At 67.5% G+C, this 16,147-nt stretch carries 17 protein-coding genes; 11 read left to right on the top strand and 6 right to left on the bottom strand.

What is annotated here, in order from left to right:
- Positions 1-91: 91 nt before the first annotated feature.
- The 4 genes from soxR (at position 92) to AC04PT_RS01830 (ending at position 2,511) form a co-directional block, all read left to right on the top strand.
- On the top strand, positions 92-550 hold the full coding sequence (soxR, locus tag AC04PT_RS01845) for a redox-sensitive transcriptional activator SoxR (protein WP_482871784.1): 459 nt from the start codon (positions 92-94) through the stop codon (positions 548-550).
- Between the two features lie 103 nt (positions 551-653).
- Entirely contained in the window at positions 654-1,025 is a 372-nt protein-coding gene (locus AC04PT_RS01840; RefSeq protein ID WP_482871783.1) for an MmcQ/YjbR family DNA-binding protein, read from the top strand.
- Complete coding sequence (locus AC04PT_RS01835; protein WP_482871782.1) at positions 1,022-2,191, top strand: pyridoxal phosphate-dependent aminotransferase; 1,170 nt, start codon at positions 1,022-1,024, stop codon at positions 2,189-2,191. Before AC04PT_RS01840 ends, AC04PT_RS01835 begins: the two co-directional genes overlap by 4 nt.
- Positions 2,188-2,511 carry a TfoX/Sxy family DNA transformation protein gene (locus AC04PT_RS01830; RefSeq protein WP_482871781.1) on the top strand — a complete coding sequence of 108 codons (324 nt, stop codon included), beginning with the start codon at positions 2,188-2,190 and terminating at the stop codon, positions 2,509-2,511. Before AC04PT_RS01835 ends, AC04PT_RS01830 begins: the two co-directional genes overlap by 4 nt.
- A 115-nt stretch (positions 2,512-2,626) precedes the next feature.
- On the opposite strand, the gene AC04PT_RS01825 is transcribed toward AC04PT_RS01830, so the two are convergent.
- Positions 2,627-3,169 (bottom strand): NUDIX hydrolase, encoded by a 543-nt coding sequence (locus AC04PT_RS01825; protein WP_482871780.1) that lies wholly within the window; start codon positions 3,167-3,169, stop codon positions 2,627-2,629.
- A 72-nt stretch (positions 3,170-3,241) separates the two neighbouring features.
- Positions 3,242-3,664, bottom strand: a complete 423-nt coding sequence (gene ndk, locus AC04PT_RS01820; protein ID WP_482871779.1) for a nucleoside-diphosphate kinase — start codon at positions 3,662-3,664, stop codon at positions 3,242-3,244.
- 226 nt (positions 3,665-3,890) lie between these two features.
- Between ndk and AC04PT_RS01815 the strand changes: the two genes are divergently transcribed.
- From AC04PT_RS01815 to AC04PT_RS01805, 3 genes are read left to right on the top strand one after another with little or no spacing between them, the layout of a single operon-like run.
- Complete coding sequence (locus AC04PT_RS01815) at positions 3,891-5,741, top strand: ABC-F family ATP-binding cassette domain-containing protein (RefSeq protein ID WP_482871778.1); 1,851 nt, start codon at positions 3,891-3,893, stop codon at positions 5,739-5,741.
- Between the two features lie 39 nt (positions 5,742-5,780).
- Positions 5,781-6,416, top strand: a complete 636-nt coding sequence (locus tag AC04PT_RS01810) for a MarC family protein (protein WP_482872429.1) — start codon at positions 5,781-5,783, stop codon at positions 6,414-6,416.
- A gap of 43 nt (positions 6,417-6,459) precedes the next feature.
- Positions 6,460-7,041 carry a retropepsin-like aspartic protease family protein gene (locus AC04PT_RS01805; RefSeq protein ID WP_482871776.1) on the top strand — a complete coding sequence of 194 codons (582 nt, stop codon included), beginning with the start codon at positions 6,460-6,462 and terminating at the stop codon, positions 7,039-7,041.
- A gap of 115 nt (positions 7,042-7,156) precedes the next feature.
- Here the strand turns inward: AC04PT_RS01805 and AC04PT_RS01800 are convergent, their stop codons facing one another.
- Positions 7,157-9,784: a hypothetical protein gene (locus tag AC04PT_RS01800; RefSeq protein WP_482871775.1), complete on the bottom strand. Its 2,628-nt coding sequence runs from the start codon at positions 9,782-9,784 to the stop codon at positions 7,157-7,159.
- Between the two features lie 173 nt (positions 9,785-9,957).
- Here AC04PT_RS01800 and AC04PT_RS01795 point away from each other — a divergent pair, with 173 nt between their 5' ends.
- On the top strand, positions 9,958-10,614 hold the full coding sequence (locus AC04PT_RS01795; RefSeq protein ID WP_482871774.1) for a thiamine diphosphokinase: 657 nt from the start codon (positions 9,958-9,960) through the stop codon (positions 10,612-10,614).
- On the opposite strand, the gene AC04PT_RS01790 is transcribed toward AC04PT_RS01795, so the two are convergent.
- From AC04PT_RS01790 to AC04PT_RS01780, 3 genes are all read right to left on the bottom strand, one after another.
- Positions 10,565-11,491, bottom strand: coding sequence for a DMT family transporter (locus AC04PT_RS01790; RefSeq protein WP_482871773.1), 927 nt, complete (start codon positions 11,489-11,491; stop codon positions 10,565-10,567). The two genes, AC04PT_RS01795 and AC04PT_RS01790, sit on opposite strands and share 50 nt — an antisense overlap.
- A gap of 105 nt (positions 11,492-11,596) precedes the next feature.
- Entirely contained in the window at positions 11,597-11,836 is a 240-nt protein-coding gene (locus AC04PT_RS01785; RefSeq protein ID WP_482871772.1) for a DUF2842 domain-containing protein, read from the bottom strand.
- A 5-nt stretch (positions 11,837-11,841) separates the two neighbouring features.
- Positions 11,842-13,137, bottom strand: a complete 1,296-nt coding sequence (locus AC04PT_RS01780) for an adenylosuccinate synthase (RefSeq protein ID WP_482871771.1) — start codon at positions 13,135-13,137, stop codon at positions 11,842-11,844.
- A gap of 162 nt (positions 13,138-13,299) precedes the next feature.
- Between AC04PT_RS01780 and AC04PT_RS01775 the strand changes: the two genes are divergently transcribed.
- The 3 genes from AC04PT_RS01775 to AC04PT_RS01765 all read left to right on the top strand — a co-directional run bounded on the left by AC04PT_RS01775 (position 13,300) and on the right by AC04PT_RS01765 (position 16,050).
- Complete coding sequence (locus tag AC04PT_RS01775; protein WP_482871770.1) at positions 13,300-13,656, top strand: iron chaperone; 357 nt, start codon at positions 13,300-13,302, stop codon at positions 13,654-13,656.
- Positions 13,657-13,844: 188 nt separating this feature from the next.
- Positions 13,845-14,213: a preprotein translocase subunit SecG gene (gene secG, locus AC04PT_RS01770; RefSeq protein WP_482871769.1), complete on the top strand. Its 369-nt coding sequence runs from the start codon at positions 13,845-13,847 to the stop codon at positions 14,211-14,213.
- A gap of 193 nt (positions 14,214-14,406) precedes the next feature.
- The gene (locus tag AC04PT_RS01765) at positions 14,407-16,050 is read left to right on the top strand and encodes a CTP synthase (protein WP_482871768.1); all 1,644 of its coding nucleotides are present in this window, start codon (positions 14,407-14,409) and stop codon (positions 16,048-16,050) included.
- Positions 16,051-16,147: the final 97 nt, after the last annotated feature.

Here is a 16,147-nt window from a genome sequence, read left to right as displayed (position 1 = left end):
GGCCCTTCCGAATTGTGATGGCGCCAGTGTAGGGCCTCAAGTATACTTTAGCTCAACAAGAAAGTTGTCATGACTGACAGAGGTTAGACAAATGGCGTCACGTGGTTTGACGATCGGATTCGTCGCCGGGCGCACCGGGCTCGCGGTGTCGGCGGTGCGGTATTACGAGGATCAGGGACTGGTGCATCCGACGCGCAATGCCGGGGGCCAGAGGAGTTTTGAACGGTCGGATATCCGCCGGCTCAGCTTCGTCAGGATCGCGCAGGGGCTGGGATTCTCGATCGCGGAGATCCGCGACGCCCTGGCCACGCTGCCCGACAATCGCACCCCGACCAAGGCTGATTGGACGCTTATTTCCAATGACTTCGGGCGCATACTTGATGCGCGCATCGCGCAGATGCAAAGCCTGCGGGAGAAGCTGGATGGCTGTATTGGCTGCGGCTGCCTGTCGCTGGACCGGTGCAAACTGTACAACCCCGACGACCGGGCGGCGCAGCTTGGGCGGGGGCCGCGCTATTTGCTGGGGGACACACCGGAGGATGCGGGGTGAGTTTTGTACAAATTGTACAAAACCACCCCCTGTTTTGTACAAAAGCCCCCCCGGTATCATCAGATTGCTTGTCGATGCCCCCGGAAGCGGCCACCTTGCGGCCATGTCACGAGAACGGGTCAACACGATTTGCAGGGCGCTGCCGGGGGCCGAGGTCTCGGATCCCTGGGGCGGTGGTCATGACGCCTGGAAAGTGGGTGGCAAGATGTTTGCCAATGTCGGCAGCATGGGTGTCGGGGTGAGCGTAAAGACCGAGGACGTTGATGCGGCCGCGATGCTGATCGCGTTGGGGCGCGCGGTGAAGGCACCTTATCTTCACCGGTCCTGGGTGCAGATCCCGTTCGACCGGATCGGCGACGGGCCGGACGACATCGGTGCGGACGAGCTGCGCGACCGGCTGCTGGCCTCCTACCGGATCGTGCGGGCCAAGCTGCCGAAGACGGTGCAGGCCGCGCTGGAGCCGGGACCGGCGTGAAGGTTTCGGATCGGCTGACCGGGGTGGCCGCCGGGGATGACGGCTGGGAGGTGTTCTATCGCGCCCGGCAGATGCTGGCCGAGGGCATCGCGGTGACCGAGCTGACCATCGGCGAGCATGACGTGGGCACGCATCCGAGGGTGCTTGACGAGCTTCACCGGGCGGCGCGCGGCGGACACACCGGCTATGCGATGGTGCCGGGTGTGGACGGGCTGCGCGACAAGGTGGCGGCGCGGCTGACAGAGCGGACCGGGGTGCGGACCGGGCGCGACAACGTGCTGATCACGCCGGGCGGACAGGCGGCGCTGTTCGCGGCGCTGATGGCGGCCTGTGAACCGGGGGACCGGGCGATGTTCGTCGATCCGTTCTATGCCACCTATCCGGGGACGATCCGGGCGGCCGGCGCGGTGCCGGTGGCGGTGCCTGCGCGGGCACAGGCCGGGTTTCGACCGGCGGCGGAGGATATTGAGTCAGCGGCGGCAGGCGCATCGGCGCTGCTGATCAACACGCCGAACAATCCGACGGGGGCGGTCTATGGGCGCGAGACGCTGGAAGCGATTGCGGGGGTGTGCCGGCGGCGGGACCTGTGGCTGATCTCGGACGAGGTCTATGACACGATGGTCTGGGAGGGCGCGCACCTGAGCCCACGCGCCCTGCCCCACATGGCCGAGCGGACGCTGGTGGTGGGGTCGATGTCGAAGAGCCACGCGATGACCGGCAGCCGGGTCGGCTGGCTGGCGGGTCCGGAGGACGCGGTTTCGGCGCTGATCGACCTGGCGACGCATACAACATACGGCGTACCGGGGTATATTCAGGATGCGGCGCTGTTTGCGCTGGACGAAGGTGCCTGGCTGGAGGACGAGGTTGCCGCACCGTTCCGGCGGCGGCGCGAGCTGGCGCTAGAGGTCTTCGGGGCACAGGATGTGCTGCGCGTGGTGGCGCCGGAGGGGGCGATGTATCTGATGCTGGATGTGCGGAACACCGGGATGAGCGGCACGGCCTTCGCGCGGCGGCTGCTGGAGGAGCGGCATATCGCGGTGATGCCGGGCGAGAGCTTCGGCCGGGCGGCGGCGGGGCATGTGCGGATTGCGCTGACCTTGCCGGACGAGGGTCTGGTGCGGGCACTGCACGGCGTGGTGGCCTTTGCGGCAGGGGTGCGGGCATGAACACGCCGGTATCATCGATCCGCAACCTTGGCCCGGCGATGGAGGCGGCCTGCGCGCGTGCCGGGATCGGATCGGCGGAAGAGTTGCGGGCACTGGGGGCGGACGCGGCCTATGCGCGGCTGCTGGCAACCGGGACGCAGCCTCATTTCATCGGCTATTACGTGCTGGTAATGGCATTGCAGGGCCGGCCCTGGAACGACTGCAAGGGAGAGGAGAAGGCGGCGCTGCGCAAGCGGTTCGACGCGCTGAAGGCGGAGGCGGCGCCAAGGTCGGAGTTGGAGCGGATGCTGGACGAGATCGGGGTGCGGGCGCGGCGGTGACGTGCGGCGCGGGCTTGATCGGGGATTTTTCCGGAGGTTTGGAGAGAGGCCCCGGATCAAGTCCGGGGCTGCGTTCCTGGGTGGCTGCGGGCGGCGGTGCGACCTGGCGGGGCGCTCAGAGCTTCATGCGGGCGAAAGCCCAGGCAGCGGCCATGTGGGTGATAGCGAAACGCGGGGTGCCGAGGGCGGCGTCAAGCTCGGCGGGGGTGGCGAAGCTGACCTCCATTTCCTCGAGATCGCCGGGATCGGCCTCGGCGACCTTTTCGCAATCGAGCGCGAGAAAATAGCTGCCGGCGCAGCCGCGCTGGTTGCCGTTGTCGACATAGGAGCCCAGCGGGATGAAGCGCCCGGCGGTATAGCCGGTTTCCTCCATCAACTCGCGGCGGCCGGCCTCTTCGGGGGCTTCGCCGGCGTCGACGAACCCGCCCGGAAAGGTGATCGAGACGCAGCGCGGTCCGTGCTTGTATTGCTCGAGGATCAGCACCCGGCCGTCGGGTGTCATCGGCACCACCGAGACAAAGGGGCGCAGGTGAACCTGGTAGAAGTCGTCGACCACCGTGCCGTCGGGCAATTCGACCGCTTCACGGGCGACGCGCAGGAAGGGCGGCGCTTCGTAGACGGTGTCGTGCTTGAGGGTTTTCCAGGTCTTGGCGGTCATCGGGCGGCCTCGGATTGCGGAGACGAAAATGCCGCCCCCGCGAGGGCGGCATTCAGGGCATGTAGCTAGGGCTCAGCCCACCAGTTCAAGGCCGGAGAAGAAGTAGGCGATCTCGACCTCGGCGGTTTCCGGTGCGTCGGAGCCGTGGACCGAGTTCTCGCCCACGGATTCGGCGAATTCGGCGCGGATGGTGCCGGGGGCCGCGTCGGAGGGGTTGGTGGCGCCCATGACGTCACGGTTCTTCTGGATGGCGTCGTCGCCTTCGAGAACCTGCACCACCACCGGCTCGGAGGCCATGAATTCGCACAGTTCGTCGTAGAACGGACGCTCGGCGTGGACTTCGTAGAACTTGCCGGCCTGTGCCTTGGTCAGCTGGATGCGTTTCTGCGCGACGATGCGCAGGCCGGCGTCTTCGAACTTGGCGTTGATCTTGCCGGTCAGGTTGCGGCGGGTGGCGTCGGGCTTGATGATCGAGAGGGTGCGTTGGGTGGCCATCGGGGCGTTCTCCTGTTGAAAGGCCGGGGAATGCCCCCGGCCCGCATGAAATTCCGCGGTCGCGATAGCATGGGGTGTCAGGCATGGGAAGGGGGCGTGATTTCAAGGAGCGCCTGCGGCGCGCAGGTTTTGTTGGTTGGGGGCCAGCCGCCAGGGCCCCCGGGATGTTTCCGGCCAGAAGAAGCCCCTCTGGCGCGGGGCCCGGGGCTCTGCTAGAGCGCAGCCCATGTTGACATTGAACGATATCACTTACGCGGTCGAGGGCCGGCCCCTGTTCGAAGAGGCCGGCGCGCGCATTCCGGCGGGGCACAAGGTCGGGCTGGTGGGGCGGAACGGCGCGGGCAAGACCACGTTGTTCCGGTTGATCCGGGGCGAGCTGCCGCTGGAGTCGGGCGAGATCAGCCTGCCGTCGCGGGCGCGGATTGGTGGCGTGGCGCAGGAGGTGCCGTCGTCGGAGGTGTCGCTGCTGGACACGGTGCTGGCGGCCGATACGGAGCGCGCGGCGCTGATGGCCGAGGCCGAGGTAGCGCAGGATGCCACGCGAATCGCCGAGGTGCAGACCCGGCTGGCGGACATCGACGCCTGGTCGGCAGAGGCAAGGGCCTCGTCGATCCTGAAGGGACTGGGGTTCGACGATGCCGAACAGGCGATGCCGTGCTCGGCCTTTTCGGGCGGCTGGCGGATGCGGGTGGCGCTGGCCGGCGTGCTGTTTGCGCAGCCCGACCTGCTGCTGCTGGACGAGCCGACCAACTATCTCGACCTTGAAGGCGCGTTGTGGCTGGAGAGCTATCTGGCGCGCTATCCGCATACGGTGATCATCATCTCGCACGACCGGGGGCTGCTGAACCGCGCGGTGGGGGCGATCCTGCACCTGGAGGACCGCAAGCTGACGCTGTACCAGGGCCCCTACGATCAGTTCGCGCGGACCCGGGCCGAGCAACGGGCGGTGCAATCGGCGATGGCCAAGAAGCAGCAGGCACGGGTGGCGCATCTGCAGAGCTTCGTCGACCGCTTCCGGGCCAAGGCGTCGAAGGCCAAGCAGGCGCAGGCGCGGCTGAAGATGATCGAGAAGATCGACCTGGTGGCGGCGCCCGAGGATGCGGCGCGCAAGGTCTTCACCTTCCCGCAGCCTGAACAGCTTTCGCCGCCGATCATCGCCATCGAGGGTGGCGAGACCGGTTATGACGGCAGGCCGGTGCTGCGCAAGCTGGACCTCAGGATCGACCATGACGACCGGATCGCCCTGCTGGGCAAGAACGGCCAGGGCAAGTCGACGCTGGCCAAGCTGCTGTCGGACCGGCTGCCGCTGATGTCGGGCAAGATGGTGCGGTCGAACAAGCTGCGCATCGGCTTCTTCGCGCAGCACCAGGTGGACGAGTTGCACGTCGACGAGACGCCCTTGCAGCACTTGCAACGGGCGCGGCCGGAGGTGCTGCCCACCAAGCTGCGGGCGCAGCTGGCGGGCTTCGGGCTGGGCGCGGACCAGGCCGGGACCGAGGTGGGCCGGCTGTCGGGCGGGCAGAAGGCGCGGCTTTCGCTGCTGCTGGCGACGCTGCATGCGCCGCACCTGCTGATCCTCGACGAGCCGACCAACCACCTTGATATCGAGAGCCGCGAGGCGCTGGTCGAGGCGCTGACGCTTTACAATGGCGCGGTGATCCTGGTGAGCCACGACATGCACCTTCTGAGCATGGTGGCGGACCGGCTGTGGCTGGTGTCGGACGGGACGGTGAAGCCCTACGACGACGACCTGGAATCCTATCGCCGGTTGCTGCTGTCTTCGGACAAGCCGGCGAAACCCGAGAAGCCGAAGGTGGAGAAACCCAAGCGGGCGTCGCGGGACCGGGTGCTGGCGCTGAAGGCCGAGGTGCGCAAGTGCGAGGAACGGGTCGCGAAGATCAGCGACATGCGGGACAAGCTGTCGCGCAAGCTGGCCGATCCGAAAATATACGACGCGGCCAAGACCGCCGAGCTGGCGCAGTGGAACAAGAAGTTCGCCGAGGTCGAGGACGGGCTGGCGCGGGCGGAAGCCCTGTGGATGGCGGCGCTGGAAAAGCTGGAGGCGGTGGAGGTCTGAGCGATCTGTTGACAGATGGTGAAGGCCGTGGAGGGTGAGATGATGGACAGTGCCTTTCTGATATCCGCGTTTGTCACGCTGTTCGTGGTGGTAGACCCGATCGGGCTGACGCCGCTTTTCGTGGCGATGACCTCGGGGATGTCGGCAAAGGCGCGGCGGGCGATCGCCTATCGGGCCTGCGCGGTCGGCGTGGTGATCCTGGCGCTGTTCGGGGCGCTTGGAGAATCGGTGCTGGAGTTCATCGGGATCTCGATGCCGGCGTTCCGGATCGCCGGCGGGCTGCTGCTGTTTCTGACCGCTCTGGACATGCTGTTCGAGCGCCGCACCAAGCGGCGCGAGGACAGGGCGGAGGAAGACGATGACCGGCCCGACCCCTCGGTGTTTCCGCTGGCGATCCCGCTGATTGCCGGACCCGGGGCCATCGCTTCGATGATCCTTCTGACCGGCGAGAAACCGGGGATCGAGGGCTATTTCTGGGTGCTTGGCGTGATGATGGCGGTGGTGGCGCTGGTGCTGGTGCTGTTTCTGGCCGCCGGGCTGCTGGAACGGGCGCTGGGGCGCACCGGGATCGTGGTGGTGACCCGTCTTCTGGGGATGCTGCTGGCCGCCCTGGCGGTGCAGTTCGTGCTGGACGGGCTGCGCGCTTTCGGACTTGCTTCGGGGTTGGCCTCGTAATCCGCCCTGCCCCGCCCTATCTTTGGGCGGAAGGAGTGTGCGCGTGGACAGTCTGGACGTTGGACAACTGATATATCTGGCACTGCTGCTGGGCGCGGTGCTGTTCTGGTTTATCGTCGCCAACCGCAGTGCGATGGGCAAGATGATGCAGTTCGCCCTGCTCTGGGGGTTGATCTTTCTGGGCACGGTGTCGGCCGTCGGCCTGTGGGATGACATTCGCGACACGGTGGTGCTGCGACAGGCGGTCTTTGCGGACGCCGGCCAGATCGAGGTGCCGCGCAGCCCCGACGGGCATTATTACCTGACGCTGGACGTCAACGGCGAGCCGATACGGTTCGTGGTGGATACCGGGGCATCATCGATCGTTCTGCTGGAAGAGGATGCGCGGCGGGCCGGGATCGATCCAGAGCGGCTGCGCTATACCGGCGTGGCGATGACCGCCAACGGTGCGGTGCGCACCGCGCGTGTCGTGCTGGACGAGATTGGCCTGCCGGGGATGACGGACCACGGCGTGACGGCTTTCGTCAACGAGGGGGAGATGGCCGAATCGCTGTTGGGGATGTCTTATCTGCAGCGTTTCGGGCGGCTGGAGATCTCGGGCGGGCGCCTGCTGCTGGAGCGTTGACCCGGTTGGCGGGGGCCGGTGAACGGCCCGGCTGCTTCGGGTGAATGGCGCGGCGGGCGCACGAAAAAGGCCGAGGCTGTGACGCCCCGGCCAGTTTGAGGGAAAGTGTATCGGCCTAACCGGCGGCGCGGTCGTCGGGACGGTAGCCGATGGTTTCGGAGGCAGTGAACCGGCCACCCTGCACCTTCTCGATCTTGCCGTCACGCAGGAGCTGGCCGAAGCTGCGCAGGCGGTCTTCGCGGCTCGAGTCGCCGCGTTCGACCTGGCGCACCTTGGTCATCAACTGCGGGCGCGAAAATTCGTCGCGGCCTTCGACGAAGGACATGTAGGCGGCGGCGGCTTCCAGCAGGTCCGGCAGGCTGGATGCGCCGGCCTCTTCGGCGAAGCTGGCGAAACCGCCGGCGTCTTCGTCTTCGTCCCGCTCGAGCGGAATCGACACGCGGCGCGGACGCACCGAGGCGGCAGCGGTTGCCGGGGTCTCGTCCTGCGGCAGGTCGACGCGCTGTTCGGCCACCAGCTTGAGCGGCGCGACGCGCGGGCGTTCGGTGGTGGGTTCGCCGGTGGTCGAGCGGCGCGGGCGCACCGCCTGGGCGAGATCGCTTTTGTAGGCGTCGCTGGGATCGGTGCCGCGGGCAGGTTTGTCATCGCTGCCGCGGTCGGCGCGGGTGGCGGCGACGGCGGCGCGCAGGTGCGCGATGGCGTTGCGGCGCGAGCGGCCTTCGGGTTCCTGAAGCTGTTCGTCGGTCGCGGCCAGCAGGCGCGAAACGTCACCCTCATCCTCGGCAAAGCTGTCGCGACGGTCGCGGCGGGCCATGACGCGGACCGCGCGGGTGGTTTCCTCGACCGCGTCGGAAATGGCGCTGCCGGTGTCCTGCTCGGTCTGGGTGTCGTCGCCGAATTCGGCTTCGACCTCGGCCAGTTCGCGCGCCAGGTCTTCTTCGTCCTCGGGGGTGAGGCTGGTTTCGACCGGGGCCGGATCGGCGGCGGGGCGGCGCTTGACCTTGACCACGCGGACCGGGCGGCGCGGCGCGACGCGCGTCGGCGCGGCTTCGGCGGCTTCGGCTTCAGGGGTGTCTTCGGCTTCAGGGGTGTCTTCGGCTTCGGCTTCGGGGGTGTCTTCTGCGTCGGCGTCGGCAGTTGCGGCGGTGTCGATGTCCGCCTGCGGCTGGTCATCCGCGCGCTCGGGGTCACGATCCTCCAGCCGGGCGTGGGCCTCTTCGGCGGCGGCTTCGGCGGCAGCGCGGGCGGCTTCGGCGGCGGCTTCGGCCGCGGCGCGGGCGGATTGCCCGGCAGCTTCGGCAGCGGCGCGGGCCTCTGCGGCGATGGCTTCGGCGGCAGCGCGGGCTTCTTCTTCGGCGCGGGCTTCCTCGGCGGCGGCTTCGGCAGCGCGGGCCTCTTCTTCGGCGCGGGCTTCCTCGGCGGCGGCTTCGGCGGCGGCGCGGGCCTCTTCCTCGGCACGGGCCTCTTCGGCAGCGGCTTCGGCGGCGCGCGCTTCTTCTTCGGCGCGGGCTTCCTCGGCTGCGGCTTCGGCGGCGCGGGCCTCTTCCTCGGCGCGGGCTTCCTCGGCGGCGGCTTCGGCAGCGGCGCGGGCTTCTTCCTCGGCGCGAGCTTCCTCGGCGGCGGCTTCGGCAGCGGCGCGGGCTTCTTCCTCGGCGCGGGCTTCCTCGGCGGCGGCTTCGGCAGCGGCGCGGGCTTCTTCCTCGGCTGCGGCTTCGGCGGCAGCGCGGGCTTCTTCCTCGGCGCGGGCCTCCTCGGCGGCGGCCTCTTCTTCGTCGTCCGAGGTGGGGCGGACGTCGTAGAGTTCGGCCTCGGCGGCGAGGTCGAAGCTTTCGGAGGGCGCGTCGTCGGCGTCGTCGGTCACGGCGTATTCGTCGCCGAGCGACAGCGGCGCTTCGGCGGGTTCGGCCAAGGCGTCGCCACCGTCACCGGACGCGAGGGTGGACATGACGTTGCCGACGGTGGTGTCGTCTTCCTGGCTTTCGTCGCTGTCGCGGGCGTCGGTTTCGGCGGTCTCGGCGGCGGTGTCGCTGCGGCCGACACTGGCGGCGGCCGAGGCAACAACGGCGCGGATGCGGGCGAGCTTCTCGGCGATGGATTCGGGCACGCTCGTGGTTGCCGGCTTGGCCGGTGCGACCTCAACCTCGGTGGTCTCGGCTTCGGCCTCGGAGGTGGCTTCGTCGGCGGTGTCGGCTTCGGTGACGTCTTCCGCGCTGTCGGCCTGCGGGGTGTCGTCCTCGGCGGAGACATCCTCGGCGGCGACGGGGGTGTTGTCCCCGGCTTCTTCCCCGGCCTCTTCCGGCGCGGCGTCTTGGGCTTCGGCCATGGGGGCGTCTGCCTCGTCCGCCTCGTCTGCCTCGACCGGGAGCGCGTCATCGGTCGGCGTCTCGTCGGCGGCTTGAGGTTGGACGTCCTCATCGGACCCGTCGGCGGCGGCCTCCGGGGCCTGTGCAACCGGTTCGGGCGCGGTTTCCGCCGCCGTGGCGGCGGCCAGCGACGGACGCAGCACGATGCCGTCATTCTCGAACCGGGCTTCGACCCGGCGGGAGATTTCCTTTTCGGCGATCCGGGCCAGCATCTCGGCATCCGGGGTCGGCGGCTCGGCGCCGAAGTACCTGTCGTCGGCCGCGAGATCGCGGAAATACTCGGCTATCGCCTTCATCGTCTCGAAGGATTCGTCGAAACCCTCCAGAGTGCACGAGAACGTGCCGTAAGAGACGGTCAGGATCTTGTTCGTCTGTACCATCGGTGCTCGCCTTCCAAATACCTGCGAAACCATGTTTATCATGATGGTCCCGGCCAAAGCGGCTCGAATCTGTGCCGGTCAGCGTATCATTTCGTGACCTGAATGTGACCTTTCCACTAAAATGAGGCTAATACGCCATGAATCACCCCTTTGTCCGCGCTTCCGAGCCAATATTGTTGGCAGGCGGTGGAGAGTTCCGGCATGCGGACCTGATTGTTGCGCAGAAATGGGCCAAGCGGGCGGTGGCGGCGGACAGCGGCGCGGCGGTGCTGCTGCGCCACGGGGTGACGCCGGAAGCGGTGATCGGCGATTTCGATTCGCTCGATGCGCGGACCTTCGCGGCCTTGCCGACCGAGAGCCTGTTTCACATCGCCGAACAGGACAGCACCGACTTCGACAAGTGTTTGCGCAACATCGACGCGCCGCTGATCCTCGGGCTCGGGTTTCTGGGGATGCGGCTGGATCACCAGTTGTCGGTGCTGAGCCGGGTGGCGGCGCGGCCGGACCGACCCTGCCTGCTGATCGGCGGCGACGACGTGGTGTTCCAGGCGCCGCGAGAGCTGCGCCTGGCCTTGCCGGTGGGCAGCCGGTTCTCGCTGTTTCCGATGCGCCCGGTGCGCGGGCAAAGCGAGGGGTTGCGCTGGCCGATCGACGGGCTGGAGTTTGCGCCGGGTGAGCGGGTGGGCACCTCGAACGAGGTGGTGGCCGAAGAGGTGGTGGTGCGGATGGGCGGTCCGGGGATGCTGGTGATTGTTCCGCGCGATGCGCTGGACGTGGCGGTCAGGGCTGTTCTAGCGGCGGGGTCCGCGCCATGGAGCGCTCGCGGATGACGATGTAGAGCCCGGCGGCGATGGTGATGCAGATGCCGACAGCGGCGAGGCCGTTAGGCAGGTCCGAGAAGATCAGCCAGCCGTAGAGCGTGGCCACCGGGATCTCGAGGTATTGCATCGGTGCGAGCGTGGCCGAGGGGGCATGGCGCAGCGACCATGTCACCAGGAGGTGCGCCACGGTGCCGGTGACGCCGATGGCGGCCAGCAGCCAGAGGTCCTGCGTGCTGGGGGTGACGTAATGGCTGACGTGCAGCTGGTGGCAGATCAGCGAGGCCGGGACCAGCACGACCGAGGCCATGACGCCGTTGACGGCTTGCAGCGACACCGGGTCGGTTTCGCGCGCGATCTGGCGGGTGACCAGCATGAAGAGCGCGAAGATCACCGCCACCAGCAGCGGGATCAGCGCCGGCCAGCCGACATCGGCGAAGGTGGGTTGCACCACCATCAGCGTACCCGCGAAGCCCACGACGCAGGCCCAGGCCCGGCGGGCGCCGATTTCCTCGTGCAGGACGTAGTGGCCGAGCAGCAGCATCAGGAAGGGCATGACATAGGCGATGGCGATGGCCTCGGCCAGCGGCAGGTAGCGCAGCGAGACGAAGACCGCGGCGATTCCGGCGATGTGCAAGAGCGCGCGGAGGCAGGCCAGCCAGAAGACCCGGCGCGACATCTGCCATGCGCGACCCGTTGCCTGAACGATGGCAGAGAGCACGACGGCCTGAATGAGGAAGCGGATGGTGAGGATTTCAAACAGGGGCACGGTTTCGCCCAGCAGCTTGACGATGGCGTCGCCCAGCGGGGCCAGCACACAGAATCCCAGCATCAGCAGGATGCCGAGAAAGGGATTGTCCGCAGCATGTTGTCCGGGAATCGCGACCATATGCGACGCTAGACCGGGACGGCGGCGCCGGGCAATCCCCATATGGGCGACACTCTGCCGAGCGTCACACGCGTGACGTGCGGCCAGACCGCGGGTCGGCGGGGGCTATTCGCCCTCGTCGCTGTCGGGGTCGGCCTGCCCCACCCCGCGGAAGACGAAACGGAAGGGCAGCGCCCAGAGGATGCCGAGGCTCACGTAGATCAGCAGTTCGGCCAGAAGCGACGGCCGTTCGAGCATGTTCACAAGGCTGACCGCCGCCACGATGTAGACCGGCAATCCGATGAGCAGGATCACCAGCGACCAGCGGCGGCGGGCCTTGTAGCTGAGGCCTTTGCGGTCCGCCATCGCGCTCAGTCCGCGAAAGGATCGGTGACGAGGATGGTGTCGTCGCGCTCGGGCGAGGTCGAGAGCAGCGCCACCGGGCATTCGATCAGCTCTTCGATACGGCGCACGTATTTGACCGCGTTGCCGGGCAGGTCGTTCCAGCTGCGCGCGCCTTCGGTCGACTCGGACCAGCCCGGCATCTCTTCGTAGATCGGCTTGCAGCGGGCCTGTTGGTCGGCTGCGGTGGGCAGGTAGTCGAGCGTCTTGCCGTCGAGGTCGTAGCCGGTGCAGATCTTCAGCGTGTCGAACCCATCCAGCACGTCGAGCTTGGTCAGGGAGATGCCCTTGACGCCGGAGACGGCGCAGGTCTGACGCACCAGCGCGGCGTCGAACCAGCCGCAGCGGCGCTTGCGGCCCGTGGTGGTGCCGAATTCGTGGCCGCGCTCGCCCAGCCTTTGGCCATCGTCGTCGTCCAGTTCGGTCGGGAACGGGCCTTCGCCGACGCGGGTGGTATAGGCCTTCACGATGCCCAGCACGTAGTCGATGGCGCCCGGCCCGATGCCGACGCCGGTCGCGGCCTGCCCCGAGATCACGTTCGACGAGGTGACGAAGGGATAGGTGCCGAAGTCGATGTCCAAAAGCGCGCCCTGCGCGCCTTCGAACAGGATGCGTTTGCCGGCCTTGCGCTTCTCGTTCATCACCTTCCAGACCGGCGCGGCATAGGGCAGGATTTGCGGCGCGACCTCTTTCAGCTTTTCGATCAGCGCGTCGCGGTCGATGGCCTCGACGCCCAAGCCCTTGCGCAGCGGGTCGTGGTGCTGGAGCGCGCGGTCGACGCGGGCCTCAAGCGTGGCGGGATCGGCCAGATCGGCAACGCGGATGGCGCGGCGGCCGACCTTGTCCTCGTAGCAGGGGCCGATACCGCGGCCGGTGGTGCCGATCTTGGTGCCCTTGGAGGCGGCTTCTTCGCGGGCGCGGTCAAGCTCGCCGTGGTAGGGCAGGATCAGCGGCGTGTTCTCGGCGATCATCAGGGTTTCGGGCGAGATCTCGACACCCTGGGCGCGGATGGTCTCGATCTCCTTGAGCAGGTTCCACGGGTCGAGCACGACGCCGTTGCCGATTACCGAGAGCTTGCCGCCGCGCACCACGCCCGAGGGCAGCGCGTGCAGCTTGAAGACCTCGCCGTCGATGACGAGAGTGTGGCCGGCATTGTGGCCGCCCTGGAACCGCGCAATCACGTCGGCCCGCTCAGAGAGCCAGTCCACGATCTTGCCTTTCCCCTCGTCGCCCCATTGTGCGCCGACCACGACAACATTGGCCATGCCACTTCCTTCTCTGTGATGCCAAACCCGCGCCGATATAGCGGCTGCGGCGAAGGGGTGAAACCGTGAATTTGTTTGTGCCGGGGGATACGGCCGGATCCTTGGTCGCAGTCCGGGCCGCGGGACGCTTGATCGGCCGTGCCTTGGCGCGCAAGATGAGACATGTCGAAATATGCCGACCACGATGCCTATATCGCCGCCGCACCAGAGCAATTCCGCCCCCTGCTGGCCGAATTACGCCGCTTACTGTCAGAGGCCCTGCCCGATGCGGAGGAACTGATTGCCTATGACATGCCGGGTTTCGGCTTCGGGTCGTCGATCATCGCCGGCTATGCCGCTTTCAGCAAGCAATGCGGTCTTTACGTCTCGGCCGGTGCCATTGCCGCCTGTGCCGATGACATTACAGCCGCCGGGTTGAAGGCCAGCAAGACCGGCGTCACCTTCTCGTCACGCAAGCCGATGCCGGAAGCGCTTGCCAAGGACCTCGCGCTGGCGTCGCGGCGGGAGCTTGGCCTCTGAACCGTCGCGACATGCCGCGGGCGGGTTCGGCACCCGGCCGGACCCTTGGTGGCGCAACGGGCCGGCGGTGACAGGTGGCCGCCGCCCTGCCCCGGGTTGGCGTCCCCACGGCACGCGGTGACGGGTTGCGCCTCATGGGCTTTGCGCCTACATAGCCCGGCAACACCGCAGTCCCCGCGCGAGGCCCCATGGAAAACGTCGTCCTGATCATTCACCTGCTGCTGGCTTTGTCGCTGATCGGCGTCGTGCTGATGCAACGCTCCGAGGGTGGCGGGCTCGGGATCGGCGGCGGCGGCGGCGGGGCGGTTTCGGGCCGTTCGGCGGCGACCGCGCTGGGCAAGATCACATGGGTTCTGGCCGCGGCCTTCATCGTGACCTCGATCACGCTGACCATCATGGCGGCGCAGAACGCATCGGGCTCTTCGGTCATCGACCGGCTGGCACCGCCCTCGGCAGAGGAACTGGACGCGCCGGCCACCACGCCGGCCCTGCCCGGCGACGACCTGCTGCCGCCCGGCGCGGACGACAACGCACCGCTGGTGCCGCGCGCCGACTGAGGCGCCCCTGCGCCGGGGCCATCCCGGCGCATCCACAATCCATTGTCGCAACGTTAATCACCGCAACAGCATGTTGCGGTCGGCTTGCTAAATCCACGCGAATCCCCTACGTATGGAGTCCCGTGGCACATCGGTTTTTGGGGCTTCCCAAACCGTGTGGGCAAACAGGTTATCACGGGAGTTTCCAGAGCATATGGCGCGCTTCATCTTCATCACCGGCGGTGTCGTCTCTTCGCTTGGCAAGGGGCTGGCCTCGGCCGCGCTGGGCGCCCTGTTGCAGGCGCGCGGGTTCTCTGTCCGGCTGAGGAAGCTCGATCCCTATCTCAACGTCGATCCGGGCACCATGTCGCCCTTTGAGCATGGCGAGGTCTTCGTGACCGACGACGGCGCCGAGACCGACCTCGACCTTGGCCACTACGAGCGGTTCACCGGGGTGGCGGCGCGCAAGACCGACTCGGTCTCCTCGGGGCGGATCTATTCCAATGTGCTGGAGAAGGAGCGGCGTGGCGATTACCTCGGCAAGACCATCCAGGTAATCCCGCATGTCACCAACGAGATCAAGGACTTCATCTCGATCGGCGAGGACGAGGTCGATTTCATGCTGTGCGAGATCGGCGGCACCGTGGGCGACATCGAGGGCCTGCCCTTCTTCGAGGCGATCCGCCAGTTTTCGCAGGACAAGCCGCGCGGGCAGTGCATCTTCATGCACCTGACGCTGCTGCCGTGGATGAAGGCGGCGGGCGAGTTGAAGACCAAGCCGACGCAACACTCGGTCAAGGAGTTGCGGTCCATCGGCATCGCGCCGGACATCCTGGTGTGCCGCTCGGAAGGGCCGATCCCGGCCAAGGAGCGCGAGAAGCTGGCGCTGTTCTGCAACGTGCGGCCCGATGCGGTGATCGCGGCGCAGGACATGGCGACGATCTATGACGCGCCGCTGGCCTATCACCGCGAGGGGCTGGACCAGGCGGTGCTGGATGCCTTCCAGATCTCGCCCGCCCCGCGGCCCGACCTGTCGAAGTGGGAGGACGTGAGCGACCGCATCCACAACGCCGAGGGCGAGGTGCGGGTGGCCATTGTCGGCAAGTACACGCAGCTGGAAGACGCCTACAAGTCCATCGCCGAGGCGCTGACCCATGGCGGCATCGCCAACCGGGTGCGCGTCAAGGTCGAGTGGGTCGACGCGGAGCTGTTCGACCGCGAGGATGCGGCGCCGCACCTTGAGGGATTCCATGCGATCCTCGTGCCCGGCGGTTTCGGCGAGCGCGGCACCGAGGGCAAGATCAAGGCGGCGCAATATGCGCGCGAGCACAAGGTGCCCTATCTCGGGATTTGCCTCGGGATGCAGATGGCGGTGATCGAGGCGGCGCGCAACGTCGCGGGCGTGCGCGGCGCGGGGTCGGAGGAATTCGACCACGAGGCCGGCAAGAAACGGTTCGAGCCGGTGGTCTATCACCTGAAGGAATGGGTGCAGGGCAACGAGAAGGTGTCCCGGTCCGCCGCGGACGACAAGGGCGGCACGATGCGGCTGGGCGCCTATGACGCGACGCTGAAAGAGGGCTCTCGCGTGGCGCAGGTCTATGGCGCGCTGGCAATCGACGAGCGGCACCGGCACCGCTACGAAGTGGACACCAAATACCGCGAGCAGCTGGAAGAACACGGGCTGGTGTTCTCGGGCATGTCACCGGACGGCAAGCTGCCGGAGATCGTGGAATGGAAGGACCATCCGTGGTTCATCGGGGTACAGTTTCACCCGGAGCTGAAGTCGAAGCCGTTCGAGCCGCATCCGTTGTTCAAGGATTTCGTGCGGGCGGCGAAGGATGTGTCGCGGTTGGTTTGACACCGCCGTTTCATGGGCCACTTCCGCCGCACCACCCCCTTTAACGTCTGTCCCAAGGCGCAACCCTAACGATTTCCACAGGAAATATCAGGAAGCC

It is taken from the genome of Litorisediminivivens sp. KMU-197, assembly GCF_056858395.1.
The sequence above is the reverse complement of the archived record's forward strand: the minus strand, read 5'-3'. Positions and strand labels throughout refer to the sequence as shown.

Bases quoted from the DNA above. Each gene is read 5' to 3' on its own strand.
- soxR (WP_482871784.1), top strand. From the start codon at position 92: ATGGCGTCACGTGGTTTGACGATCGGATTCGTCGCCGGGCGCACCGGG.
- AC04PT_RS01840 (WP_482871783.1), top strand. From the start codon at position 654: ATGTCACGAGAACGGGTCAACACGATTTGCAGGGCGCTGCCGGGGGCC.
- AC04PT_RS01830 (WP_482871781.1), top strand. From the start codon at position 2,188: ATGAACACGCCGGTATCATCGATCCGCAACCTTGGCCCGGCGATGGAG.
- AC04PT_RS01825 (WP_482871780.1), bottom strand. From the start codon at position 3,169: ATGACCGCCAAGACCTGGAAAACCCTCAAGCACGACACCGTCTACGAA.
- ndk (WP_482871779.1), bottom strand. From the start codon at position 3,664: ATGGCCACCCAACGCACCCTCTCGATCATCAAGCCCGACGCCACCCGC.
- AC04PT_RS01815 (WP_482871778.1), top strand. From the start codon at position 3,891: ATGTTGACATTGAACGATATCACTTACGCGGTCGAGGGCCGGCCCCTG.
- AC04PT_RS01810 (WP_482872429.1), top strand. From the start codon at position 5,781: ATGATGGACAGTGCCTTTCTGATATCCGCGTTTGTCACGCTGTTCGTG.
- AC04PT_RS01800 (WP_482871775.1), bottom strand. From the start codon at position 9,784: ATGGTACAGACGAACAAGATCCTGACCGTCTCTTACGGCACGTTCTCG.
- AC04PT_RS01790 (WP_482871773.1), bottom strand. From the start codon at position 11,491: ATGGTCGCGATTCCCGGACAACATGCTGCGGACAATCCCTTTCTCGGC.
- AC04PT_RS01785 (WP_482871772.1), bottom strand. From the start codon at position 11,836: ATGGCGGACCGCAAAGGCCTCAGCTACAAGGCCCGCCGCCGCTGGTCG.
- AC04PT_RS01780 (WP_482871771.1), bottom strand. From the start codon at position 13,137: ATGGCCAATGTTGTCGTGGTCGGCGCACAATGGGGCGACGAGGGGAAA.
- AC04PT_RS01775 (WP_482871770.1), top strand. From the start codon at position 13,300: ATGTCGAAATATGCCGACCACGATGCCTATATCGCCGCCGCACCAGAG.
- secG (WP_482871769.1), top strand. From the start codon at position 13,845: ATGGAAAACGTCGTCCTGATCATTCACCTGCTGCTGGCTTTGTCGCTG.
- AC04PT_RS01765 (WP_482871768.1), top strand. From the start codon at position 14,407: ATGGCGCGCTTCATCTTCATCACCGGCGGTGTCGTCTCTTCGCTTGGC.